The following is a 25362-nucleotide window of genomic DNA, read 5'->3' on the forward strand; positions in this document are numbered from 1 at the left end:
CCCGGCGGCCCGATGGAGAACCGACCGGTTCATTTCATCTGGATTCTCGATGTCTCCTATTCGATGATGGGCGACAAGATCGGACAGCTCAACTACGCCATCCGCGAGGCCGTCCCGGAGATGCAGTCGGTGGCGCACGACAACCCGGCGGCCCAACTGCTGCTGCGCGTCCTGACGTTCTCGTCGGTCGCGACCTGGCATGTCGCCGACCCCGTCCCGGTGGAGAGCTTCACCTGGCAGGACGTACAGGTCGACGGCGGGACCAACCTGGGGGACGCGCTCTATGCCGTCGCCCGCGAGCTGGAGACGCCGCCCATGCCGCAGCGGGCGCTCAAGCCGGTGCTCGCCCTCGTCTCCGACGGCCAGCCGCTCGACGAATGGCGCGAGGGCCTCAAGGCCATCGACGCCACCCCGTGGGGGAAGAAGGCGGTCCGCGTCGCCATCGCGATCGGCGCGGACGCCGACCGGAGCGTGCTCCAGGAGTTCCTCGCCAACCCCGAACTCCAGGTACTGGACGCCAACAGTCCCAAGCAGCTCGCCGCCGCGATCCGCTGGGCCTCCACGGCAGCGGTCAAGGCCGCGTCGCAACCCGTGGCGAGCGGCACACCCGGCGCGAAGCAGGCTCCCCCGGCCTTCGCGCCCCCCGTCCTGGACGACGACGATGACGATGATGTGTGGTGAGCGTGCCGCACCATGAGATCCGGGACCCGGACTGGGACATTCTCAGCGGCAGTGCCCAGGGGCCGGCCAAGTCGCTGAACCAGGACTGGAGTGACGCCGAGACCATTCCCGACGGCACCGTGGTGCTGGCGGTCGCCGACGGCCATGGCTCCGCCGCGCACCCCCTCAGCCACCTCGGCGCGCGCTACGCCGTCGACGTCTTCAAGCTGTCCGGTACGGACTTCGCCGCCCGAGCCCGCCAGGCCGGGGGCGGCGGGCTGCGGCGGCTGTGGGCGGATGCCCACGACCGCGTGCCGCGCGAACTCGTCCGCACCTGGCAGGACTGGGTCGTCAAGCGGCATCGCACCGAAGAGGGGGAACCGCAACCCCCCGCCCATGAACTGCTGCGCGCGTACGGCACCACGCTGATCGGCGCTGTCCTCACCGAAGGGCTCTTCGTTGCCTGGCAGTTGGGCGACGGCGACCTGATGGTCGTCGACGCGGACGGCACCGTCGCCCAGCCGCTTGCCCCCGCGACACCCGAACTGGGCGACGAGACCGAGTCGATGTGCAGCCGCCAGGCATGGGACCTGGTGCGTGTGCACTGGGCCCCGGTCAGCGACAGGGCCCGGCTGCCGCGCCTTGTCGCCCTCTCCACGGACGGCCTCTCCAACAGCTTCGCGGCCCGCGACGGCTTCGTACGGTTCGTTCAGGAGATGGACCAGCGGATCGCGGCCGAGGGTCCCCTCGCGATCCGCGAGGCCCTGCCGGCCTGGCTGGCGCGTGCCGGCAGCTACTCCGGCGACGACACCACCGCGGTCGTGGCACGCCTTCGGCGTCCCGCTCCCGCACTCACCGAAACGGAGGACTGATGTCCGGCATGCTTGACAGCGGTGTCCGGCTCACGACGGACACCGGGGACGAAGTGGCGGTCGCCGGAATGCTGGGCGCCGGTGGCCAGGGCGAGGTCTACCGGGTGAAGACGCCGACCGTCGACAAGGCGCTCAAGTGGTACTACCCGGCCTGTGCCACACCCGAGCAGCAGCACATCGTCGAGGGCCTGGTGGGCCGTGAGTTCGACGACGACCGGTTCCTGTGGCCGCAGTCGTTCGTGACGGGCGGCCGCGCCGGCGGCTTCGGCTACCTCATGGACATCCGGCCCGACCGGTACAAGGGCCTGCCCGCACTGTTCCGCAGGCAGTTGCGGACCAGCCCGCTGGCGCTGGTCACGGCCGGGCTCAACATGGTCGAGGCCTACCAGTCGCTGCACTCGCGGGGCATCGCCTACCGGGACATCTCCTGGGGCAATATCTTCTTCGACCCGGACAACGGCGACGTACTGGTCTGCGACAACGACAATGCCGTCAGCGAGGGCGACAGCACCGGGATCTCCGGAACCATGGAGTTCATGGCGCCGGAACTGGTCCGCGGCGAACCCGGCGCCGTCCCCGGCACCCAGACCGACCTGCACTCGCTGTCCGTGCTCCTGTTCATGCTCCTGATGAACCACCACCCCCTCAAGGGGCGGGCGGAGCTGGAGATCCGCTGTCTCGACGAGGCGGCGGAGAAGCGGCTGTACGGCAAGCGGCCGGTGTTCGTCTTCGACCCCGTCAACGACGACAACCGGCCCGACCCCGTGGAGCACGGCACCGTGCTCGCGACATGGGCCGCCGCTCCGCCCATCCTGCAGAAGCTCTTCACCCAGAACTTCACCGAAGGCCTGCACGACGGCACCCGCCGGGTCCGCGAAACCCAGTGGCGCCACGCACTGAGCGAGGTACGCGACTCCATCGTCGTCTGTGCCGAATGCGGACGGCAGAACATGACGGAACCGCAGTCCGCCACCCCCGGAACCTGCTGGTCCTGCGGGCGCACGCTCATCCTGCCGCCGCGGCTGGTCGTCACCACGCTCCGGCCCAAGGTCGAACGGAACGTGCGGCTGCGCCGGGCGGCCAGGGTGTACGCGCACCATCTGGTCGCCGAGCCGGTCCGGCACCGCTACGACGACGCCACAGTCGTCGCGGAACTGGTCGAGCATCCGCAGAAACCCGGCAAGTACGGGCTGGCCAACCGGTCCGGCGAGAACTGGACGGCCCGTAAGTCGGACGGCACCACCCAGCAGGTGGCGCCGGGCCAGACGGTGCCGCTGCGCGCGGGTCTGGAGTTCGACCTGGGGTCCGCGGCGCGGGCGGTCGTACGCCCGGACTGACGAGGGGCCACGCGCCTTCGGCCCCTACAGGCCGACGGCGCCGCCCAGCGCCTGGGCGAGGGCCAGCGCGGCGCTGCCCGCGCCGGCCCCCGCCTGGATCGTGTCCAGCCAGCCGCGCACCCGGCCCTGGTCGAGTGCGCGGTCCTCCTGTTCCGCACCCACGATCTCGCCCTGCAACAGCTGTGCCTCGCCGACCAGTTCGGGCCGCTCCGCCTGCAACTGCCGGATCAGCTCGCCCGCCAGCCGTACCGCCTCGGCGGGTGAACTGCCGTTGTTGACCACGATCTTTCCGTGGTCACCGAAGTTGCCGGGGCCGTTGATCGAGCCCCGGAAGTTGTACGTACTCATCTCTCTCCTCACCCTGCTGTGCCCTAAGTGGTCTTGCCGCCCGCCTGCGGGGACTGCTGAGCCCCGCCCCCGCCCCCTGCATAGCCGCCCGGTCCCTGGCCGTGCCCCTGCTGCCCGATGGCGATGTTTCCCTGGTTGCCGATGTTGCTCGGCCCGTTGACGTTGCCGATGTTGTACGTCTGGTTGTTGATCACCTTCTGGGCGCGGTCGAAGTCGCTGGTGTCGACGTTGTGGTCGATGAGGAACTTCTCCGTCGCAATCAGTACGCCCTGCTGGAGCCGCTGGAAGGCATCCTGCGCGTCCATGCGCTCGTCGAAGTCCATCGTGTCCAGGTCCGCGGCCCGCTCACGCAGACTGTCCAGCGCCCCGTAGTCGTACGCGGCGTGGTACTTGGTGATCTCGCGCCGGATCTTCCGCAGCTCGCGCTCGTGCCTCACGCTCCGGGCACGCCGGCGCCGCATCCGTCCGAAGGCCCCCAGCAGCATCCAGCGCAGACTCGTGGCGGTGAACCGGACCAGCGCCCACCACTGTTCGAGACCGCCGAGCGGCAGATAGGCGACATGGCTGAACCGGATGTGCACCGGCGGCAGCACATAGGCGGCGACCTGCCAGGAGAGCCGGTTCTGCGTGAGGCGCGCCCGCAGATGCATCGACACCACATACTTGCCGCCGCTGCCGACCATCTCCAGGCTGAGATAGGTGCGCATCCCGCCGCCGGGCCGGATCACACCGGCCTGGACGAGCTGTTTGTCGATCCGCGGAAGAGGGCGGCGCAGCGGATCGGGCAGCAACTGCGCGCCGAGGCTCGGCACATGCAGCCCGCGGACGTAGAGGCGGTTACGGGCCCGCAGGCCCTCCAGGCCCGCGACAGCGCCCATCCCCCGCGCCATGTAGGTGTGCAGACCCACCGCGTCGAACGGCATGAGCGTGAGCTTGCCGCCGCCGGGTGCGTCGGCCGGCCGGCCGACGTCGATGCTCGGCCAGACGTCCTCCTTGATCTTCTCGCCGCTTCCGACAAAGGGGTTGTCGGCCTCGACGTGTGCGTCGTACGGGACGACGTTGGCCAGGCGCAGTGCCTTGAGCCGGTCCTCCGTCGCCGCCTCCACGGGCGCCGCGAGGTCCTGCGGCTTCTCCTGCCCCCGGTAGACGCCGCGGGCTGCCCGCCACGCGGAGTGTCCGCTGCGGTGGACGACGACTGCCGCCACCACCAGCGCGAATGCGGCGGCCAGGCCGAACGCGGCGGCCGCGCTCCGGTGGCCGTTGCCCAGCGAGGCGAGTGCCGCGATCACCGAGGCGACGATGGTGAGCAGGAGCACGGCGAGCTGCCCGTCACGTAACCTCCGGCGCTGCTGCGCCGCCCTGGCGTGCCGTACGAGCGCCACGAGGTTGATGCCCAGCGGCAGCCCGATCGCCTTGAGCCGGTCCGCGGTGAACTCGTCGAGTACTTCCTGGGCGAAGTCCTCGTCGAGATGCGTGTGCGCGCAGAGCAGCCGGGTGACGGCGTCCTCGCGGTACTGCGGCAGGAGCGGCATGGGTGCTGGCGTCATCGGTCCCCCTCCTGGTGATGCCATTCCCAGCCTAGGGAGACACGGTGGATCTGTCCGCCGATTTCAGCAGGCCAGGCGGCCGAACCCGGCCGGTCGTCCGGCCTCCTGCGGTGGGACCCGGCCGCCACAGGGCGATCCCGCCGACCGGTCCCGAATCCCGTGCAACCAAGGCACTTCAGACCTCGGTGCTCAGGGCGATGCGCTCGTCGCCCGCGTACACGTTCATATTGGGACCGCGCAGAAAACCGATCAGGGTCAGCCCCGTCTCGGCGGCCAGGTCGACAGCGAGCGACGACGGGGCGGAGACGGCGGCGAGCACCGGGATGCCCGCCATCACCGCCTTCTGGGCGAGCTCGAAGGACGCCCGCCCGGAGACCAGCAGAATCACCCGGGACAGGGGCAGCCGGTCGTCCTGGAGCGCCCGGCCGACCAGCTTGTCGACAGCGTTGTGCCTGCCGACGTCCTCCCGTATGTCGAGCAGTTCCCCCTCCTCCGAGAAGAGCGCCGCCGCGTGCAGCCCCCCGGTCCGGTCGAAGACCTGCTGCGCCGCCCGCAGGCGGTCGGGGAGGCCGGCGAGCAGAGCGGGCTCGACGCGGAGCGGGGGAGTGTCGGCGATGGGGAAGCGGGCGATGGTGCGTACGGCGTCGAGGCTGGCCTTGCCGCACAGACCGCAGGAGGACGTGGTGTAGACGTTGCGCTCGAGGGTGATGTCGGGGACGGGCACGCCCGGCGCGAGCTGGACATCCACCACGTTGTACGTGTTGGTGCCGTCGTCCTTCGCACCGGCGCAGTACACGATGGTGCGTATCTCGCGCGCCGCCCCGAGCACGCCCTCGCTGACCAGGAAGCCCGCCGCGAGCGCGAAGTCGTCGCCCGGGGTGCGCATGGTGATCGCGAGCGGCTTGCCGTTGAGCCGGATCTCCAGAGGCTCCTCGGCGACCAGGGTGTCGGGACGGGTCGACACCGCCCCGCCCCTGATGCGGATGGTGCGGCGGCGCTCGGTGACCCGTCCCATGACGATCACATCCGATTCTGTACGTGCTGGAAGCCGAAGCGGCCCTTGATGCAGCGGTTGCCGTGGGTCACCGGGCTGTCGTGAGGCGAAGTGACCTTGAAGAATTCATTCTCCTGCAGATGCAGAGTGAGCTTGCAGCCGACGCCGCAACAGGCGCAGACCGTGGTCGTCTCCGTCCGGTCGAGCGGCCGAGCGAGGGCGAAAGTGAGAGAGACGAGGAGAGGAAACGTCGACAGAATATTGTCTACAGTATGCTGTTCAGGGTCCAAGGGGGCGTTGCCACCCTGGGAGAAGCTCCAAAGTCCTGGCCCCGAAGCTGTGGGATCACGTGCCGTCGTACCAGGCGGTAACACCCAAGACTGGGTAGTTCCTGACTTTCGTTGCGAGGGGAACCATCCATGACCGGCTCACGTGTCGTCGCCCTGGGGCACTACCAGCCCGCCAAGGTGCTCACCAACGATGACCTGGCGGCCATGGTCGACACCAGCGACGAGTGGATCCGCAGCCGCGTCGGGATCGAGACCCGGCATGTGGCGGGCCCCGACGAACCGGTCGACGAGCTGGCCGCGCACGCCGGAGCGAAGGCCCTCGCCTCCGCCGGTCTGACGCCCGCCGACATCGACCTCGTCCTGGTTGCCACCTCCACCGCCATCGACCGCTCCCCGAACACCGCGGCCCGCGTCGCGGCCCGCCTCGGCATGGGCTCGCCCGCCGTCATGGACCTCAATGTCGTCTGCGCGGGCTTCACGCACGCGCTCGCCACGGCCGACCACACCGTACGGGCGGGAGCCGCGACCCGCGCCCTGGTCATCGGCGCCGACAAGATGGCCGACATCACCGACTGGACCGACCGCACCACCTGCGTGCTCGTCGGCGACGGCGCCGGCGCTGCGGTCGTCGAGGCGACCGGTCCCGACGAGGACCCCGGCATCGGCCCGGTGCTGTGGGGCTCGGTCCCGGAGATGGGTCATGCCGTACGCATCGAAGGCACCCCGCCGCGCTTCGCGCAGGAGGGCCAGTCGGTCTACCGCTGGGCCACCACCCAGCTCCCGCCCATCGCCCGCAAGGTCTGCGAGCGGGCCGGCGTCACTCCCGAGGAGCTGGCGGCAGTCGTCCTGCACCAGGCCAATCTGCGGATCATCGAGCCCGTCGCCCAGAAGATCGGTGCGGTGAACGCCGTGATCGCCCGCGATGTGGTGCAGTCCGGCAACACCTCGGCCGCCTCGATCCCGATGGCGCTCTCCAAGCTCGTCGAGCGCGGCGAGATCGCGTCGGGAGATCCCGTCCTGCTCTTCGGCTTCGGTGGCAACCTCTCGTACGCGGGTCAGGTGATCCGCTGCCCCTGATCGCCCAGGGACCTCCACACTGACCCCATGGAGACGAAGCGAAGCGCCGGCCTGCTGCTGTTCCGCAGGCGGGGTCCCGCCACCGAGGTTCTCATCGGCCACATGGGAGGGCCGTTCTGGCAGGCCCGTGACGCGGAGGCCTGGTCGGTGCCGAAGGGTGAGTACACCCCGGAGGAGGAGGCGATGGCCGCCGCGCGCCGGGAGTTCCAGGAAGAACTCGGCCTGCGGCCGCCCGACGGGACCTGGCTGCCGCTCGGTGAAGTCCGTCAGGCGAACGGCAAGATCGTCACCTGCTGGGCACTGGAGGGCGACCTCGACACCGCCCTCGTCGTGCCGGGCACCTTCACCATGGAGTGGCCGCGGGGATCAGGCCGTGTCCAGGAGTTTCCCGAGATCGACCGGGCCGAGTGGTTCGAGGCCCGGGCGGCGAGCGAGAGGCTGGTGAAGGGCCAGCGTGTCTTCCTGGAACGGCTCGAGGAGCTTCTCGAGCCGGACTCGCAGTGACCGGAGGCGACGGGATCTCCTCCGGGCACAGGGGACTGTGCTCGGTAGACTGTAGACAATAGCCAAGTGTCGCTCGCTGTTGTTGACCAGGAGGGACCGTGACGTTGTCCGCAGGACTCCCGCAGGGAACCGTGCCAAAGCTGGAACGCCCGGGTCCGCTGCGCGAGCGCGTGTACGAAGCGCTCCTGGAACTGATCACGACCCGCGCCCTGCGTCCCGGCCAGCACCTGGTCGAGAGCGAACTCGCGGGCCATCTCGGGGTCTCCCGCCAGCCCGTGCGCGAGGCGCTGCAGCGGCTGAACACCGAGGGCTGGGTCGATCTGCGCCCGGCGCAGGGCGCGTTCGTCCATGAGCCGACCGAGTCGGAGGCGGACCATCTGCTCTCGGTCCGCACACTTCTTGAGGCGGAGGCGGCCCGGCTGGCCGCCGCGAACTCCGGCCCGGCGGGCATCGCGGCGCTGGAGGAGCTGTGCGCACAGGGCGAACAGGCTGTGGCGGACGACGACGCCGACCTGGCGGTAGCCACCAACGCGCGCTTCCACGCGAAGGTGATGGAGCTGGCCGGGAATCCCGTCCTGGCGGAGCTGGCGGGTCAGGTGGAACGCCGGGTCCGCTGGTACTACACGCCGGTGGCGCGGCAGCGCGGCAGACAGTCGTGGATCGAGCACCGGGAGCTGATCGCGGCGATCCTGGCCCGTGACGAGCAGCGCGCGACCGAGGTCGTGCGCGCGCACACCGAGCACACCCGGACGACCTACCACCAGCGCGAACAGGGTGAGAGGGCGTTGTGGACGTAGCGCCGTTCGCCCGCGGGGCCGGGTCCTGCAGCGTGTGGTGCGTGCCACGGCACGGCGGGAGGACCGCTCTCGTACGGGACGTACCTGGGCGACTCCCTATCTTCATGGGGTGATTCGCTGTCTTCATGCGGTGATGCGCTCTGGCGCGCGTCCTCGACTTCGGCACCGGGCTCGTGCAGCCCGGAACGGTGACGTGGGTCCGTGGTGCGGGCCCCACGTCACGACGAGAGCAATGGACGCGCGCCAGGCGCCGGCGCGTAGTTCCCGCGAGGAGCTAACCTCGCTGTTTCGCTTCGGGTGGTTGAGGCGGTCTGATCGCGGCGGACCGGTGATTTCGTTTGCTTGTCGTCGGGTGGGCATGGCTGGGCCCCGGCGCTCGGGCCGGGTGCTCCAGGGTTCCTCGGGTCGTGGGTGGGCAGGGATGGTGCCGAGGTTCAGGTGGACGGCCGTGGCAGGGCCGTGAGGCGGGCGAATGCGCTGCTCAGTTCGTGCCGCCAGGGCCAGGTTGCGGAGATTCGCAGGTTAAAGCGGCGTCCGCCGCGGGTGATGCGGGCGGCGACGTGCAGCAGCCGGTAGCGGAGCTTCTTGGGTTCGGCGGTAGCCAGTTCGCTGTCCAGCAGGAGGACGCGCGTCCAGGCCAGCAGGTCGATTGCCGCGAGGCTGAGTTCGAGCCAGGCGGTGTTGATGGTGAAGTGGCGTGAGGGGAAGCGGCCGAAGCCTGTGGTCTTGCCCGTTCGGATGTGGTCCTCGACGGTGGCGTGCCCGCGGTGGCGGACTTCGAGGAACTGGGCGGAGCCGCCGGTGAACGGTGTGTCGGTGAGGAACACCTGATGCCGCAGGCCCTCGTCCTGGTCGAACAGCGAGAGCTGGGCGCCGGGGTGTGGACGTTCCCGTCGGACGATGATGCGGGTGCCGGGCGGGTAGCCGTTCAGGTCGACCATGCCGGTCAGTTCGGCGACCTCGGCCCCGGCACGCAGGGTTCCGTCCTGGTCCAGGGCGGGATGCCAGACCTGCCCGGGCAGGGCCCGGACCGCGCGGCGGACCGGCTCGGTGACCGCGTATCCGACCGAGAAGAAGGTACGGATTCCTCGTGTCCGCAGGTTCCGGACGTGAGTGAGGAAGGCTTTCGCTCCTCCGGCGCTGTCGGTGCGGATCAGGATGTCGATGCCGTGCCGGTGAGCGTCGGGGATCTGTGCGAGGGCCTGATCGAGGACTGTGATGTGATCGGCGGCGGTGTTGGCGCCGGCGTTGCCGGGCCGCAGCAGCCCGGACATGGCCTCACCGGTATTCGCCAGGAAACACAGCAGCGGGTGGTAGCCGAAGCCGCCTTTGTAGGTGGGCGCGGCCTCCTCCTTCTGGGAGTGGCACGTGATCAGCGTGGCGTCGATGTCCAGGACGAGACCGGGCAGTTCCTGCCCTGCGGCCCGGGTCGTGGGTATGCCGGTTCCGGTCTCGGCGGCCTGCAGCCAGGCCACTTCCCGGGCCTGGGCCCTTGCCGATCGCAGCGCAGCGAGTACGTTCTCGTCCGTGTCGGCGAGCAGCCGCCAGGCCGTGGGTGTCGAGGCGACCGGACCGAACACCTCTGCCTGGTCCCTGAGCACGGCCAGGTCGGCGATGGCTTCGCCGCCATCGGCAAGAGTCACCGCAAGGTCGGTCGCGACCCGGCCCGGATCGTGCCCGGTTGCGCGGGGACGAAGAGGCCGCAGCGCGGTGGAGTACGCGGTCGTCAGACCGGTGGCATCAGCGAGATCGGCGAGCAGACGTGCCCCGGCATGCCCGACCACCCCCGCTCCGTCAGCCGACACATGGAGCTTGGGACGCGAACCGATACCCTGCACGCAGAAAGTGCCTTCCGCCTGGACCGACAGAACCCCTCGACAAGGTTCATCGTCCCAGCCCAGAAGGCACTTTCGCGTTACCGCCCGTGATCCGGACACAGGTCCAAGTGAAACGCGCAGGCTAAGCGGTCTCGGCGCGGGTGTTGCCGGGGACGAAAACGATTGTGCCGCCACCTGCAACCGTGCCGCCGCCTACAATCGTGCCGCCACCTACGATCCAGCCACCATCGCCATCACAGGTGTGGCAGCAGGGGTACGGAGGTTCGGGCGTATTCGGTGTTCCTGACACCTGGACGGTGGTCGTGCCGTTCGAGGCGTTGCAGTTGGCGTTGCCGTTGTATGCGGCGGTGATCGCGTGAGCGCCGGTGGAGGCGAAGCTGACCGAGTAGGCAGCTGCCCCATTGGCCGCGACGGGCACGGTGGTCAGGAGCTTCGCGCCGTCGAAGAACGTGAGGCCGAGGCCGCCGCTGGGGTCACTCGAGCACACCACCGTCGCGGTGAGCAGGACCGATTGCCCAACGGTCGCTGATGAAGGTGTTGCCTGGACCGTGGTTGCCGACGGCACTGCTGCTGCTGCCGCCGCTGTCGGCGCCGGCGAAGCAAAGGTCACCACCGCGGCGAACGCCGCGAAGGTGACCATTTTCCAAGCTTTCACTTCTCGCCAACGTCTCACTGAATTGCCTCCTTGATCGGCCGTTGGGTGAGGACTGCCCCAAGGGCGTGCCCCTATACCGCACGTTCCTGCATTTCAGGGGACGTGTCTGCTTGGTCGATCCAATCGGTTGACGGAACTCGTCCGAACGGGCGGGATCCGTCCTTTCCAGGTTCGAGGACGAAGAATTCGGTTCCGTTTCTCCGCGCACTTCCCGGTGCCCCATCCGGCTTTCCACAGCCGGTCGGACCGACAGGAACGGGAGCGCGGGACTCTAGATCACGGGAGGTGCCACACGCGTGTAGGTGAGGGAGTTGCTGGTGCCGGCGTCAGTGGTGACTTTGACGAGGACGGGCCCCGCCGCTCCCGCCGGGGCCGACGCGACGACGGTGGTGTCGGACAGCACGGTGAACGCCGCGGGCGTGGTGCCGAAGAGGACGGATGTCGTGGTGGTCAGGCCGCTGCCCGTGAGGGTGACACCGGCCCCGGGTCCCGTAGGTCCCTGGACGGGGGAGAGGGCGGTGAGGACCGGCGCCGCCAGATAGATGTAGAAGACGGAGTTGCTCGTACCGCCCGGGGTGGTGACCTTGAGAGCGACGGTCCCTGTTCCCGCGGGCGCGACGGCGGTGATCTGGTTGGCGGAGTTGACGGTGTAGGAGGTGGCGGGTGTGGATCCGAAGGTGACCGCTGTGGCTCCGGTGAACCCCGTGCCGGTGAGGGTGACGGTGGTACCGCCGGAGGTCGGGCCCTGGCTGGGCGAGACCGAGGTGAGGGAGGGCGCGCCCACGTAGAAGAAGAAGACGGAGCCGGTCGTACCGTTGGGTGTGGTGACGGTGACGGGCACAGCACCAGTTCCCGCGGGCGCGACGGCGGTGATCTGGTTGGCGGAGTTGACGGTGTAGGAGGTGGCGGGTGTGGATCCGAAGGTGACCGCTGTGGCTCCGGTGAACCCCGTACCGGTGAGAGTGACGGTGGTACCGCCGGAGGCCGGACCCTGGCTGGGCGAAATGGCGGTGAGGGTCGGCCCCGCCGCGTAGACGTAGAGGGCCGGATTGCTGGTCCCGGCAGGAGACGTGACGGTGACGAAAACGCTGCCCGTGCCGGGCGGGGCCACCGCGGTGATCTTCGTCGATGAGTTGACCGTGTAGCCGAGCGCTGCGTTGGGGCCGAAGTTGACCGCAGTGGCTCCGGTGAGACTGCTGCCGTTCAACGTGACGGTGTTGTTGCCGGCTGCGGGCCCCTGATTCGGAACGACCGAACTGAGAGCGGGCGCGGCGGCGATGACGGCGTGCCCTGCTGCTCCCGCCGCGTGGGCGCTGTTTTCCACGGGTGTCTCCGTAGGTGTCTGGCGGCCCGGGAGGGCCGGAAGTGGTCGATCGGGTTGTGCGTGCCGTTGCCTTGCCGCGAACTCCAAGCGCACCGACGGGCGTCTGTATCCCCGTCCGGTCCTCGCGCCTGGTCAGGTGGGGCAACGGCCCCCGACCCAGGAGGGATTCTGGGGCGGGGGCCTTGGAAGGCGGATACGGCGTCCTGGGGAGTCACCGCATCCGCTTCCGGTGGGGGGGGTCCCCGGGTGTGGCCGCGCCTGAGGGCGACGGTCAGATTCCGGGCCCTGCGATGTACTCGAACGCGTCCGTGGCGGTCGCGCTGCCCGCGTCGTTGGTGACGACGACATCGACCAGACCGGCTGCCCCGGGAGGTGTGAAGGCCGACAGGGCGGTGTCGGAGATCACGGTGAAGGGCGCAGGCACGCCGTCGAAGGTGAGTGAGTTGGTGCTGGTGAGGCCGGTGCCGGCCACGGTGACCGGCGTGCCGCCTGTCGTCGGCCCCTCGTCGGGCGTGACCGTCGTCACCGTCGGCGGGGAGACGTAGGTGTATGAGAGCCCGTTGCTGGTGCCGCCCGCAGTGGTGACGCTGACTCCCACCGAGCCGGCCGCACCAGCCGGTACGACGACAGTGATCTGGCCGTCGGACACCACCGTCGGCACCGCACTGTTGGCGCCGAAGGAGACGCTGGTGGCGGTGGACAGGCCGGCGCCGGTGAGCGTGACGGTCCCGCCGCCCGCCGTCGATCCCGATGTCGGGCTGAGGGTCTGCTTGAACGGTGCCCCAACGTAGTAGAAGGGAATCGGGCCGCTCGTCCCTCCCGGAGTGGTCACGGTGACGCCGACCGACCCGTTGCCGGACGGGGAGACGGCGGTGACCTGGGTGGGCGAGACGTTGGTGACGGAGGTCGCGAACTTGGTGCCGAAGCGGACCGCGGTGGTGCCGGACAGGTTCGTGCCGGTGATGGTGACGGCTGTGCCGCCACCACTGGATCCCTGGTTCGGGCTGATTGGCATGAGAGGCTCCTCTTCGCTCGGAATGCGGTACATTGCCGAGCAGTTATCTGGGCGTTGAATCCGGGCATCGAGGAACATGGCCTGCCGGGCGTCAACTGCCGCCGGATCAGAGGCCTTTCTCGCGTCTGTTGAGGATTCTCGCGCCCATTGATGTGGGTGTGAGAAGTAACCCATCCGGGTGATTATTGAGACAAGGCTTCAGACACGGAGTCAGCCGTTCAGTCGAGCGCTGAGAGGTGAAATGCAGCTCATTCGCGGCGCATTTATGAAAAGCGCTTAATCGGGTCATATTACCGGCGGCGTCGAATGTGTTGACCGAGGTGGACGCCTCCCGGCCGCTGCGCGAGCGTCCCGGTTGCTGCGGCAAGGGGGATGCGATGCCCACGTCCACCGCGTCCTGCGGGGCTTCCGGGTCGTCTCCGTCACGGACCCCCGTCGCGGCCCCGCCACAGCCCGGCCAAGGCCCCGCCGCCTCTCCGCCGCGGCTCGTCCTCGGTCGGTCAGATCTTTGTCCCGGGTGTGGAGAAAGTTGTGCTGGAACTCTGCGCAAGTTCTTCCCAGCTGGAGAAAGCGCTGCTACGTTCCCCTCGAAAGCCCGACGGACGGCCTGGCAGGCGGGAGGGGCACGTGAGACGTATGACAGCTCGACCCGCGAATGCGCATCAGGCGCGACTGCTCAGGCTGCTGCGCGACGGCGGGCCCAACTCCCGTGCCCAGCTGGGCGATCAGGTCGATCTGTCCCGGTCGAAGCTGGCCGTGGAGGTCGACCGGCTGCTGGAGACCGGCCTCGTCGTCGCGGACGGTCTTGCCGCCTCGCGCGGCGGGCGGCGTTCTCACAACATCCGGCTCGCGCCCGCCCTCCGCTTCCTCGGCGTCGACATCGGCGCCACCTCGATCGATGTGGCTGTCACCAACGCGGAGCTCGAGGTGCTCGGCCACCTCAACCACCCCATGGACGTCCGCGAGGGCCCGGTCGCCGTCTTCGAGCAGGTCCTGTCGATGGCGGCCAAGCTCAGGGCCTCCGGACTCGCCGAGGGTTTCGACGGGGCGGGCATCGGAGTCCCGGGGCCCGTCCGCTTTCCCGAGGGCGTACCGGTGGCACCCCCGATCATGCCCGGCTGGGACGGCTTCCCGGTCCGCGAAGCACTCAGCCAGGATCTGGGCTGCCCCGTCATGGTCGACAACGATGTGAACCTGATGGCGATGGGGGAGCAGCACGCGGGCGTCGCGCGCTCGGTGGGCGACTTCCTGTGCGTCAAGATCGGTACGGGCATCGGCTGCGGCATCGTCGTCGGCGGCGAGGTCTACCGCGGTACGACGGGCAGCGCCGGCGACATCGGCCATATCCAGGTCGAACCGGACGGGCGTGCCTGCGCCTGTGGCAACAAGGGCTGCCTGGAAGCGCACTTCAGTGGCGCCGCGCTCGCCCGCGACGCCGAGGACGCGGCGCGCAGCGGCCGGTCGGAGGAGCTCGCGGCCCGGCTGGAGACGGCCGGCAGGCTCACCGCCGCCGATGTGGCTGCCGCCGCGGCCGCGGGCGACGCCACCTCGCTCGACCTCATCCGCGAGGGCGGCAACCGCGTCGGCCAGGTCATCGCCGGACTCGTCAGCTTCTTCAACCCGGGGCTCGTGGTGATCGGCGGCGGGGTGACCGGCCTCGGCCACACGCTGCTGGCCAGCGTACGCACCCAGGTCTACCGTCAGTCGCTGCCGCTGGCCACCGGCAACCTCCCCATTGTGCTGGGCGAGTTGGGGCCCGCCGCCGGAGTGATCGGCGCGGCCCGGCTCATCAGCGACCACCTGTTCTCGCCGGCCTGACCGGGCCGGACGATCACGTAACACCACGCGCGGACCACGAAACACCGCGTGCAGCACGCAGCACAACAGGCACCACGTACCACGTACCGCCACGCGTACCACCACCACGCCCTGCCCGCTCACCGGCCGCACCCGCCGAGGGGATTTGTCATGGCACCAGAACCACCCCTGCTCACCATGTCCGGCATCACCAAGTCGTTCCCCGGTGTCCGCGCCCTCGACGGGGTGGACCTGGAGGTCCAGGCCGGCGAAGTCCACTGCCTCCTCGGCCAGAACGGCGCCGGCAAATCCACCCTGATCAAGGTGCTCGCCGGGGCCCACCAGCCCGACGGCGGAGACATCACCTGGCGCGGCGGAACCGTCTCCCTCAAGTCGCCCATCGCCGCAATGCGGCTCGGCATCGCCACCATCTACCAGGAGCTCGACCTGGTCGAGGGACTGTCCGTCGCCGAGAACGTGTTCCTCGGGCACGAGCCCACCTCGGCCGGATTCGTCGTACGCGGCGGGGAAGCGAGATCGGCAACAGGCAGGCTACTGAAGCGACTTGGCCACCCCGAGATCGATCCGACCCGCCGCGTCGGAGACCTCTCCGCCGCCCAGCAGCAGATCGTCTCCATGGCCCGCGCGCTCTCCCACGAGGTACGCCTCATCGTGATGGACGAACCCTCGGCCGCCCTGGACCCCGACGAGGTCGACAATCTCTTCCGTATCGTCGGCGATCTGACCGCCGACGGAGTCGCCGTCGTCTACATCTCCCACCGCCTCGAGGAGATCCGGCGGATCGGCGACCGGGTGACCGTCCTCAAGGACGGCCGGGCGGTCGCCGTCGGCCTGCCGGCCCGGGACACTCCGACCCGCGACATCGTTGCCATGATGACCGGCCGGAACGTCGAGTACGTCTTCCCCGAGCGGCGGGAAGCGGTACGGGCGGCGGCCCAGCAGCCGGTTCTGCGGGTCGAAGGGCTCGCCAGAGAAAGGGAGTTCGCCCCGGTCGACCTGGAACTGAGGCCGGGCGAAATCGTCGGCCTCGCGGGGCTCGTCGGATCGGGACGCTCCGAGATCCTGGAGACGATCTACGGCGCCCGCAGGCCCACCGCCGGACGTGTCCTCCTCGACGGCACCCCGCTCCGCCCCGGCAGTGTCCGCGCCGCCGTCCGTGCCGGAATCGGACTCGCCCCCGAGGAGCGCAAGGCGCAGGCGCTGCTGATGCTGGAGTCCGTCACCCGCAACGTCTCCCTCTCCACGCTCTCCCGTTTCTCCCGTGGCGGCTGGCTCAACCGCCGCGAAGAACGGGCCGCGGCACAGCGGGCGACCCGTGAACTCTCCTTGCGCCCCGACAACCCCGACACCCGCGTCCGCACCCTCTCCGGCGGCAATCAGCAAAAGGCCGTGCTCGCGCGCTGGCTGCTGCGGGGCTGCCGGGTGCTGCTGCTCGACGAGCCCACTCGCGGCGTCGATGTCGGCGCACGGGCCGAGCTCTATGCAGTGATCCGCCGACTGGCCGACGAAGGGCTCGCCGTACTTCTCGTATCCAGCGAAGTGCCCGAAGTCCTGGGCCTCGCCGACCGGGTGCTGGTGCTCCGCGAGGGCAGCGTCGTGCACACGGCCGACGCCCGGGAGCTGGACGAGCACCGCGTACTCAACCTCGTGATGGAAGGGAGCCCGACGGCATGACGCAGCCAGCCACTCCGGCGCAGCAGGACGCGTCGATACCCACCACCAAGTCCGCACCGGACACCGGGGGGTGGCGCCGCCCGCTGGGGCTGCGCGCGGATGTCCGCAATCTCTCGCTGCTGGGCGTCCTCGCCGTTCTGATCGCGGTCGGCGGCATCACCAAGCCCGACGAGTTCCTCGCCGCGAGCAACCTCCAGCTCGTCCTGACACAGGCCTCGGTCATCGGTGTCGTGACCGTCGGTATGACGTTCGTGATCACCAGCGGTGGCATCGATCTGTCGGTCGGCGCGATCGTGGCGCTGGCTTCGGTCTGGGCGACGACGCTGGCGACCCAGGAGTTCGGGTTCGCGGGCATCCTCTTCACCGCTGTGGTGGTGGGACTGGGCTGCGGGCTGGTGAACGGTCTGCTCATCGCGTACGGCGGGATGGTGCCGTTCATCGCGACCCTCGCCATGCTCGCCTCGGCTCGCGGACTCGCCCTCCAGATCACGGACGGCAAGACCCAGATCGTCACCGTGAACTCCGTACTCGACCTCGGCATCAAGGACGCGTACGTCCTCGGAATCCCGCCGCTGGTCCTGGTCTTCGCCGCCGTGACGGTCGTCGGCTGGCTCCTGCTGAACCGTACGACCTTCGGGCGGCGCACCGTCGCGGTCGGCGGCAACGCGGAAGCCGCCCGCCTCGCCGGCATCGACGTACGGCGCCAGCGGCTCTACCTCTATCTGCTCTCCGGGCTGTGCTGCGGAATCGCCGCCTTCATGCTGATCGTCCTGGCCGGCTCGGGACAGAACACCAACGGCAATCTCTACGAACTCGACGCCATCGCCGCGGCGATCATCGGCGGCACGCTGCTCAGCGGCGGCCGGGGCACCATCGTCGGCTCGGTCCTCGGCGTCCTGGTCTTCACCACGATCACCAACATCTTCGCCCTCAACAATCTGGAGAGCGCCGTCCAGCAGATCGCCAAGGGCGCGATCATCGTCGCCGCCGTCCTGGTCCAGCACCGCACCCTGCGCGGCGCCGAGCACTGACCCACCACCCCCTCCCGCTTCCCCACATCTGTCGCACCACCCGGCCGAAGGGTTGATCCGTCATGCCAGAAATCCCAGCCACCAGCCGCAGAGGACTGCTTTTCGGCACTGCCGCGGTCTCCGCCGGCGCGCTGCTGACCGCCTGCACCAGCAACGAGCCCAAGAAGCAGGAACCGGCGACGAACAATGTGCCGGAGGCCGACGACAAGCCCGGCAAGGCCGTCACCATCGGCTTCGCCGGACCGCAGGCCGACCACGGCTGGCTGAACGCCATCAACGAGAACGCCAAGGCACGGGCGAAGAAGTACTCCGAGGTGACCCTGGAGATCACTGAGGGGTCCAACGACACCGCCGCCCAGATCGGCCAGGTCCAGACCCTGATCAACAAGAAGGTCGACGTCCTGGTGATCCTGCCGGCGGACGGCAAGGCTCTGACCCAGGTCGGTCTGCAGGCCATGAAGGCCGGAATCCCCGTCATCAACCTGGACCGGGTCTTCGCCTCTCCGCAGGCGTACCGCTGCTGGATCGGCGGCGACAACTACGGCATGGGCCTCAACGCCGGCAACTACATCGGCGAGCAGCTCAAGGACAAGCCGAACGCCAAGGTCATCGAGCTCGCCGGCCTCGACAATCTGGAGCTCACCAAGCAGCGTACCCAGGGCTTCGACGACGCCCTGAAGAACTACCCCAACATCAGGAAGGTGGCCCGCCAGGCCGCCGACTTCACCGTCGAGTCGGGCCAGGCGAAGATGGCCCAGCTCCTCCAGGCGCAGAAGCAGTTCGACGCCCTGTGGAACCACGACGACGACCAGGGGGTGGGCGCGCTGCGCGCCATCGCGCAGGCCGGCCGCAAGGACTTCCTGATGGTCGGTGGTGCCGGAGCCAAGTCCGCGATGGACGCCATCAAGGCCGACAACAGTGTTCTCAAGGCGACGGTCCTCTACCCGCCGACGATGGCCGCCTCCGCCATCGACCTCGCTCGCTCCCTCGGGCAGTCCAAGGGTCTCAGCGGGATGTCCGAACTGGAGATCCCCGCCTCGATCACCCTCTACTCGGCCGTCGTGACCAAGGAGAACGTGGACGAGTACCTGCCCACGGGCTTCAGCTGACCGGCCTGCCGCCTTCACCGAGCAACCGATGAGGAGGAACCCGTATGGAACAGAGGGACAGTGAGGCCAGTGAGGCCGCACCGTCGGCTGCCAGTGCACCGGCACCCGGTGGGTCGGGACCCGTTGTGCCGGCGTCCGGTGTGCCGACGCTCGGCGTCGGCATGGTCGGATACGCCTTCATGGGCGCCGCCCACTCGCAGGGGTGGCGCACCGCGGGACGCGTCTTCGACCTCCCGATGCGGCCGGTCCTCGCCGCGATCGGCGGCCGTGACGCGGCCGCTGTGCGGGCCGCCGCCGACAAGCACGGCTGGGCGGCGGCGGAGACCGACTGGCGCGACCTCGTGACCCGCGACGATGTGCAGCTCGTCGACATCTGCACACCGGGGGACAGCCATGCGGAGATCGCCGTCGCGGCGCTGGAGGCGGGCAAGCACGTGCTGTGCGAGAAACCGCTCGCCAACTCGGTCGCCGAGGCGGAGGCAATGGTCGCGGCGGCAGAACGGGCACGGTCCAACGGTCAGTTGGCGATGGTCGGCTTCAACTACCGGCGGGTGCCGGCGATCGCGTACGCCCGCCGGCTGATCACCGAGGGCAGGCTCGGGACGCTGCGCCATGTGCGGGTCACCTACCTCCAGGACTGGCTGGTCGACCCGGACTTCCCGCTCACCTGGCGGCTCAGGCGCGAGCATGCGGGATCGGGCGCACTCGGCGACCTCGGTGCGCACATCGTGGACCTCGCGCAGTATCTGGCGGGAGAGCCGCTGGTCGGGGTCTCGGCGCTGTCGGAGACATTCGTACGGGAACGGCCGCTGCTGCAGGGAGCCTCGTCCGGCCTCTCCGACTCTTCCGGTCTCTCCGACGTGTCCAGCACCTCCGGCTCGCCCGGCCTCTCCGGCCCGTCCCGCCTCTCCGCTCCGGGCGGCGGCGCGCGGGGGGCGGTCACCGTCGACGACGCGGCGCTGTTCACCGGCCGGCTCGCGTCGGGGACGCTGGCCTCCTTCGAGGCCACCCGGATGGCCTCGGGCCGCAAGAACGCCCTGCGGCTCGAAATCAACGGCGAGCACGGGTCGTTGGCCTTCGACCTGGAGCGGCTCAACGAGCTGTCCTTCCACGACCACACCGAGCCCGCCGCCTCCTCCGGTTTCCGCCGGATCCTGGTCACCGAGCCCGGCCATCCGTACCTGGAGGCGTGGTGGCCGCCCGGTCATGCGCTGGGCTACGAGCACACCTTCGCCCACCAGGCCCGCGACCTGGTGGAGGCGATAGCCGCCGGGAAGGACCCCGCGCCGTCGTTCGCCGACGGACTCCAGGTGCAGCGGGTGCTCGCCGCGGTGGAGGAGAGCGCAGAGAAGAACGCCGTCTACACCCCCGTACAGGCCGTGCCGGCCGTCCAGACACAGGCTCAGTGAGGAGAGGTCCCCATGCCACGTCCGTTCACGCTGTTCACCGGCCAGTGGGCCGATCTGCCGTTGGAGGAAGTCTGCCGCCTCGCCCGCGACTTCGGTTACGACGGCCTCGAACTCGCCTGCTGGGGCGACCACTTCGAGGTGGACAAGGCGCTCGCCGACCCCTCGTACCTCGACGGGCGGCATGCGCTGCTCGAGAAGTACGGGCTGAAGTGCTGGGCGATCTCCAACCACCTGGTGGGACAGGCCGTCTGCGACAGCATCATCGACGAACGCCACCAGGCGATCCTGCCCGCCCGGATCTGGGGCGACGGTGAGGGCGAGGGCGTACGGCGGCGGGCGGCGGCCGAGCTCAAGGACACCGCGCGGGCCGCTGCCGCCTTCGGGGTCCGTACGGTCATCGGCTTCACCGGCTCCTCCATCTGGCATCTGCTGGCGATGTTCCCGCCGGTGCCGGAGCGGATGATCGAGCGCGGCTACGAGGACTTCGCGGAGCGCTGGAACCCGGTCCTCGACGTGTTCGATGCGGAAGGGGTGCGCTTCGCCCACGAAGTACACCCCAGCGAGATCGCGTACGACTACTGGACCACGCACCGGACACTGGAAGCCATCGGCCACCGGCCTGCCTTCGGGCTCAACTTCGACCCGAGCCACTTCGTCTGGCAGGACCTGGACCCGGTCGGTTTTCTCTACGACTTCCGGGAGCGGATCTACCACGTCGACTGCAAGGAGGCGCGTACGCGTCTCGACGGGCGCAACGGCCGGCTCGGTTCCCATCTGGCGTGGGGCGACCCGCGGCGCGGCTGGGACTTCGTCTCGGCCGGCCATGGCGACGTCCCCTGGGAGGACGTCTTCCGGATGCTGCGCTCGATCGGCTACGACGGGCCCGTCTCGGTGGAATGGGAGGACGCCGGAATGGACCGCCTGGCGGGCGCTCCGGAAGCGCTTGCAAACCTGAAACGGTTCGACTTCGACCCGCCCACGGCTTCCTTCGATGCGGCCTTCGGAGGCGGCGAGTAGCACATAAGGGCAGGTCCGAGCCCGGTGGTGAATGCGCTGCCGGGCCGGTCCGGCCTGCCCGGACGCGCCTTTGTCCTGCGTGGGGAAGAAGTTGAACTTCCCTACTGCACAAGGGCTTTCCGACCCGGACGAACCCCGCTACCGTCCCATGAGGTGTACAGGACATAGGTGGTCCCCGGTGTGACGGCGCACTCCGGTTCCACGACCAGCCCGCCCGGCGGTTGAGGGCAGAACACCGCCCCGCCCGTTCGACCGGCCATCCCGGAGGACATTCGTGCACAGGAAAAGGCTCAGAGCGCGCAAAGCACTCGCACTCCTCACCGGCAGCCTTCTCGCCGCAACCTCGCTCGCTTTCACCGCACCACAGATCGCGGCCGCCGCCGACCCCGACCCGGCGCCGGCCGCCGAGGAATTCCAGCAGGTCACCCTCGCCAAGGGCGGTGAGGAGACCGGCGAGCCCATGTCGCTGGCCGTGCTGCCCGACCGCAGCGTGCTGCACACCTCACGCAACGGCGAGCTGCGCATGACCGACAGTGCCGGCAACACCCGTGTGGTGGGCACCATTCCCGTCTACTCCCATGACGAGGAAGGCCTCCAGGGCGTCGGCCTCGACCCGAAGTTCAGCGAGAACCGCTTCGTCTACCTGTACTACGCGCCGCCGATGAACACTCCGGCGGGCGACGCCCCCAACGAGGGCACCGCCGAGGACTTCGCCAAGTTCGACGGCGTCAACCGCCTCTCGCGCTTCGTCCTGAAGGCCGACGGCACCCTGGACAACGCCAGCGAGAAGAAGGTCATCGACATCCCGGCGACCCGTGGCATCTGCTGCCACGTCGGCGGTGACATCGACTTCGACGCTCAGGGCAACCTCTATCTGTCGACCGGCGACGACTCCAACCCCTTCGCCTCCGACGGATACACCCCCATCGACGACCGCCCGGGCCGAAACCCGGCGTACGACGCCCGCCGCACCTCCGGCAACACCAACGACCTGCGCGGCAAGATCCTGCGGATCAAGGTCAACGACGATGCGTCGTACTCCATCCCCGACGGCAACCTCTTCGCGCCCGGGACCGACAGGACCCGGCCCGAGATCTACGCCATGGGCTTCCGCAACCCCTTCCGGTTCAGCGTCGACAAGAAGACCGGCATCGTCCACGTCGGTGACTACGGCCCCGACGCCGGCACCGCCGATCCCAAGCGCGGCCCGGGCGGGCAGGTCGAATTCGCCCGCGTCACCAAGGCCGGGAACTTCGGCTGGCCCTTCTGCACCGGCAAGAACAACGCCTACGTCGACTACGACTTCGCCACCAAGACGTCCGGCGCCACCTTCGACTGCGCGGCCCTGAAGAACGACTCGCCGTACAACACCGGACTGGTCGATCTGCCGCCCGCGCAGCCCGCCTGGATCCCCTACGACGGTGGCTCACTCCCCGAGTTCGGCACCGGCTCGGAGTCCCCGATGGGCGGACCGGTCTACCGTTACGACGCCGAGTCCACGTCCCCGGTGAAGTTCCCCGAGGCGTACGACGGCGACTTCTTCGCCGGTGAGTTCGGCCGCCGCTGGATCAAGCGGATCGAGCAGGGCGAGGACGGTGCGGTCCAGTCCATCAACCCCGTCCCGTGGACCGGGACCCAGGTGATGGACATGGCATTCGGCCCGGACGGCGCGCTGTACGTCCTCGACTACGGCACCGCCTGGTTCGGCGGCGACGAGAACTCCGGCCTCTACCGGATCGAGAACGCCACCGGCGGACGCTCCCCGGTCGCCGAGGCCGCCGCGAACAAGACCTCCGGCAAGGCGCCGCTGCGCGTCGCCTTCTCCTCCGACGGAACCACCGACGGCGACGGCGACACCCTGACCTACGCCTGGAACTTCGGTGACGGCGGCACGTCCACCGCGGCCAACCCGACGTACACCTACAAGAAGAACGGCACCTACACGGCGACCGTCACCGCCAAGGACCCCAGCGGCCGGACCGGCTCCGCCAGTGTCCATGTGGTCGTCGGCAACACCGCCCCCAAGGTGACGCTCGAACTCCCTGTGGAGGGAGCGCTGTTCAGCTTCGGCGACGAGATCCCGTTCAAGGTGAGGGTCACCGACCCGGAGGACGGGACGATCGACTGCGCCAAGGTGAAGGTGACCTACATCCTCGGCCATGACAGCCACGGCCACCCCATCACCTCGGCCAACGGCTGCTCCGGCACCATCAAGACCTCCTCGGAGGGCGGACACGACCCCAACGCCAATATCTTCGGCGTGTTCGACGCCGAGTACACCGACGGCGGTGGCGGCGGCCAGGCCGCGCTGACCACCCACGACCAGTCGCAGCTCCAGCCGCGCCACCGGCAGGCCGAGCACTACAACAACTCCGCGGGCGTCAAGATCCACAACAAGAGCAGTGCGAACGGCGGCAAGACGGTCGGCGACATCCACAACGACGACTGGATCTCCTTCAAGCCGTACAACCTGACCGGATCCACCAAGCTCACCGCCCGGATCTCCTCCGGCGGCGCGGGCGGCTTCCTCGAGGTGCGCACGGGATCAGCGACCGGGAACCTGCTGGGGTCCGCCCCGGTGCCCGTCACCGGCAGCTGGGACACCTTCCAGGACATCGACGTACCGCTACGGGCCGTACCCAGCAAGACCACTGAACTCTTCCTGGTCTTCAAGGGCGGCGCCGGAGCGCTCTACGACGTCGACGACTTCGAGCTCTCCCACAGCGCCCCCGACCGGACCGCCAAGCGCGTCCTGGTCTTCTCCAGGACCGCCGGCTTCCGCCACGACTCCATTCCGGCCGGCGTCGCCGCCCTCAAGGAACTCGGGAAGACCAGCAACGTCACGGTCGACTCCACCGAGGCGGCCGCGCAGTTCACCACCAGCAACCTCGCCCGCTACGACGCGGTCGTGTTCCTGTCCACCACCGGTGACGTACTCAACGCCGACCAGCAGCAGGCGTTCGAGAACTATGTCGCCACCGGCGGCGGCTACATGGGCGTGCACGCCGCGGCCGACACCGAGTACGACTGGAAGTTCTACGGCGGGCTGGTCGGCGCGTACTTCGCCTCCCATCCGCAGATCCAGCCCGCGACCGTACGGGTCGAGGACCACACCCACCCGTCGACCGGGCATCTGGACGACGCCTGGGAGCGCACCGACGAGTGGTACAACTACCGCACCAACCCGCGCACCCAGGCCCGAGTCCTCGCCACCCTCGACGAAACCACCTACGAGGGCGGCACCATGAAGGGCGACCACCCGATCGCCTGGTGCCAGACGTACGAAGGCGGCCGCGCCTTCTACACCGGCGGAGGCCACACCAAGGAGTCGTACGCCGAGCCGGACTTCCGCCGGCATCTGCTGGGAGGACTGCGCTACGCCGCAGGCCAGGTCAAGGCCGACTGCACGCCGGCGACGGGGTACCGGCCCCTCTTCAACGGCAAGACCCTGGACGGCTGGAAGCAGGCCGGGCCCGGCAAGTTCGCCGTCGTCGACGGTGAACTGCGTACCGAGGGCGGCATGGGCATGCTCTGGTACCAGGCCAAAGAGCTGAAGTCCTACTCCGTCAAGCTCGACTGGAAGATGGCGGGCGACGACAACTCCGGTGTGTTCGTGGGCTTCCCGGCCTCCGACGACCCCTGGTCGGCGGTGAACAACGGGTACGAGGTGCAGATCGACGCCACCGATGCGGCCGATCGCACCACCGGCGCCGTCTACGGCTTCAAGTCCGCCGACCTCAAGGCCCGCGATCGCGTGCTGCGGCCGCCCGGCCAGTGGAACAGCTACGAGATCCGGGTCCAGGGTGAACGCCTCCAGCTCTTCCTCAACGGAGCGAAGATCAACGACTTCACCAACACCGACCCGGCGCGCAGCCTGAAGGACGGCCATATCGGTCTCCAGAACCACGGGGCCGACGACCAGGTGTCCTTCCGCAACATCCAGCTCAGGGTGCTGCCCTCCTAGGGCGCCCGTCAGCCGGCGGCGGGCGGAGGGGCGCCGTACCCCCCGCCCGCCGTCTCCACCACACCGAATGGCAGGGAGGCAG

Annotated in this window: 20 protein-coding genes and 1 pseudogene; 13 read left to right on the forward strand and 8 right to left on the reverse strand. The window is 69.3% G+C overall.

Annotated features, from left to right (window positions below):
- Positions 1-12 precede the first annotated feature (12 nt).
- From OG883_RS11035 to OG883_RS11045, 3 genes are read left to right on the forward strand one after another with little or no spacing between them, the layout of a single operon-like run.
- Positions 13-681: a tellurium resistance protein gene (locus OG883_RS11035; protein WP_266541410.1), complete on the forward strand. Its 669-nt coding sequence runs from the start codon at positions 13-15 to the stop codon at positions 679-681.
- Positions 678-1532, forward strand: coding sequence for a PP2C family serine/threonine-protein phosphatase (locus OG883_RS11040; RefSeq protein ID WP_266538394.1), 855 nt, complete (start codon positions 678-680; stop codon positions 1530-1532). The genes OG883_RS11035 and OG883_RS11040 overlap by 4 nt, the downstream gene beginning before the upstream one ends.
- Positions 1532-2869, forward strand: coding sequence for a protein kinase (locus OG883_RS11045; RefSeq protein WP_266538397.1), 1338 nt, complete (start codon positions 1532-1534; stop codon positions 2867-2869). Before OG883_RS11040 ends, OG883_RS11045 begins: the two co-directional genes overlap by 1 nt.
- Before the next feature lie 24 nt (positions 2870-2893).
- On the opposite strand, the gene OG883_RS11050 is transcribed toward OG883_RS11045, so the two are convergent.
- The 4 genes and pseudogenes from OG883_RS11050 to OG883_RS11065 form a co-directional block, all read right to left on the reverse strand.
- Positions 2894-3217 (reverse strand): hypothetical protein, encoded by a 324-nt coding sequence (locus tag OG883_RS11050; RefSeq protein ID WP_266538399.1) that lies wholly within the window; start codon positions 3215-3217, stop codon positions 2894-2896.
- 23 nt (positions 3218-3240) lie between these two features.
- A complete protein-coding gene (locus OG883_RS11055; protein WP_266538402.1) occupies positions 3241-4764 on the reverse strand; it encodes a hypothetical protein in 1524 nt (507 codons plus the stop codon).
- Positions 4765-4939: 175 nt separating this feature from the next.
- Complete coding sequence (gene fdhD, locus OG883_RS11060) at positions 4940-5779, reverse strand: formate dehydrogenase accessory sulfurtransferase FdhD (RefSeq protein ID WP_266541413.1); 840 nt, start codon at positions 5777-5779, stop codon at positions 4940-4942.
- A gap of 5 nt (positions 5780-5784) precedes the next feature.
- Positions 5785-5958 (reverse strand): annotated as a pseudogene (locus OG883_RS11065) (Fe-S-binding domain-containing protein); the annotation flags it as partial.
- Positions 5959-6177: 219 nt separating this feature from the next.
- Between OG883_RS11065 and OG883_RS11070 the strand changes: the two are divergent.
- From OG883_RS11070 to OG883_RS11080, 3 genes are all read left to right on the forward strand, one after another.
- Complete coding sequence (locus OG883_RS11070; protein WP_266538404.1) at positions 6178-7125, forward strand: beta-ketoacyl-ACP synthase III; 948 nt, start codon at positions 6178-6180, stop codon at positions 7123-7125.
- Positions 7126-7152: 27 nt separating this feature from the next.
- A complete protein-coding gene (locus OG883_RS11075) occupies positions 7153-7629 on the forward strand; it encodes an NUDIX domain-containing protein (protein ID WP_266538406.1) in 477 nt (158 codons plus the stop codon).
- Between the two features lie 98 nt (positions 7630-7727).
- A complete protein-coding gene (locus OG883_RS11080) occupies positions 7728-8426 on the forward strand; it encodes a GntR family transcriptional regulator (RefSeq protein ID WP_266538407.1) in 699 nt (232 codons plus the stop codon).
- 434 nt (positions 8427-8860) lie between these two features.
- Here OG883_RS11080 and OG883_RS11085 read toward each other — a convergent pair whose 3' ends face one another.
- From OG883_RS11085 to OG883_RS11100, 4 genes are all read right to left on the reverse strand, one after another.
- Positions 8861-10294, reverse strand: coding sequence for an IS1380 family transposase (locus tag OG883_RS11085; RefSeq protein WP_266541169.1), 1434 nt, complete (start codon positions 10292-10294; stop codon positions 8861-8863).
- Positions 10295-10385: 91 nt separating this feature from the next.
- A complete protein-coding gene (locus OG883_RS11090; protein WP_266538410.1) occupies positions 10386-10904 on the reverse strand; it encodes an Ig-like domain-containing protein in 519 nt (172 codons plus the stop codon).
- Between the two features lie 286 nt (positions 10905-11190).
- Positions 11191-12243 carry an IPT/TIG domain-containing protein gene (locus OG883_RS11095; RefSeq protein ID WP_266538413.1) on the reverse strand — a complete coding sequence of 351 codons (1053 nt, stop codon included), beginning with the start codon at positions 12241-12243 and terminating at the stop codon, positions 11191-11193.
- A 271-nt stretch (positions 12244-12514) separates the two neighbouring features.
- Complete coding sequence (locus OG883_RS11100; protein WP_266538416.1) at positions 12515-13258, reverse strand: IPT/TIG domain-containing protein; 744 nt, start codon at positions 13256-13258, stop codon at positions 12515-12517.
- Between the two features lie 636 nt (positions 13259-13894).
- Between OG883_RS11100 and OG883_RS11105 the strand changes: the two genes are divergently transcribed.
- The 7 genes from OG883_RS11105 to OG883_RS11135 all read left to right on the forward strand — a co-directional run bounded on the left by OG883_RS11105 (position 13895) and on the right by OG883_RS11135 (position 25280).
- Entirely contained in the window at positions 13895-15076 is a 1182-nt protein-coding gene (locus OG883_RS11105) for an ROK family transcriptional regulator (RefSeq protein ID WP_266538419.1), read from the forward strand.
- Between the two features lie 150 nt (positions 15077-15226).
- Positions 15227-16750: a sugar ABC transporter ATP-binding protein gene (locus tag OG883_RS11110; protein WP_266538421.1), complete on the forward strand. Its 1524-nt coding sequence runs from the start codon at positions 15227-15229 to the stop codon at positions 16748-16750.
- Positions 16747-17781: an ABC transporter permease gene (locus OG883_RS11115; protein WP_266538423.1), complete on the forward strand. Its 1035-nt coding sequence runs from the start codon at positions 16747-16749 to the stop codon at positions 17779-17781. The genes OG883_RS11110 and OG883_RS11115 overlap by 4 nt, the downstream gene beginning before the upstream one ends.
- Before the next feature lie 62 nt (positions 17782-17843).
- Positions 17844-18890, forward strand: coding sequence for a substrate-binding domain-containing protein (locus OG883_RS11120; RefSeq protein WP_266538426.1), 1047 nt, complete (start codon positions 17844-17846; stop codon positions 18888-18890).
- A gap of 161 nt (positions 18891-19051) precedes the next feature.
- Entirely contained in the window at positions 19052-20299 is a 1248-nt protein-coding gene (locus tag OG883_RS11125) for a Gfo/Idh/MocA family protein (protein WP_266541416.1), read from the forward strand.
- A gap of 12 nt (positions 20300-20311) precedes the next feature.
- A complete protein-coding gene (locus tag OG883_RS11130; RefSeq protein ID WP_266538429.1) occupies positions 20312-21316 on the forward strand; it encodes a sugar phosphate isomerase/epimerase in 1005 nt (334 codons plus the stop codon).
- 274 nt (positions 21317-21590) lie between these two features.
- Positions 21591-25280, forward strand: a complete 3690-nt coding sequence (locus tag OG883_RS11135) for a ThuA domain-containing protein (protein ID WP_266538431.1) — start codon at positions 21591-21593, stop codon at positions 25278-25280.
- Positions 25281-25362: the final 82 nt, after the last annotated feature.

The organism is Streptomyces sp. NBC_01142 (assembly GCF_026341125.1).
In the GTDB taxonomy this organism is placed as follows: domain Bacteria; phylum Actinomycetota; class Actinomycetes; order Streptomycetales; family Streptomycetaceae; genus Streptomyces.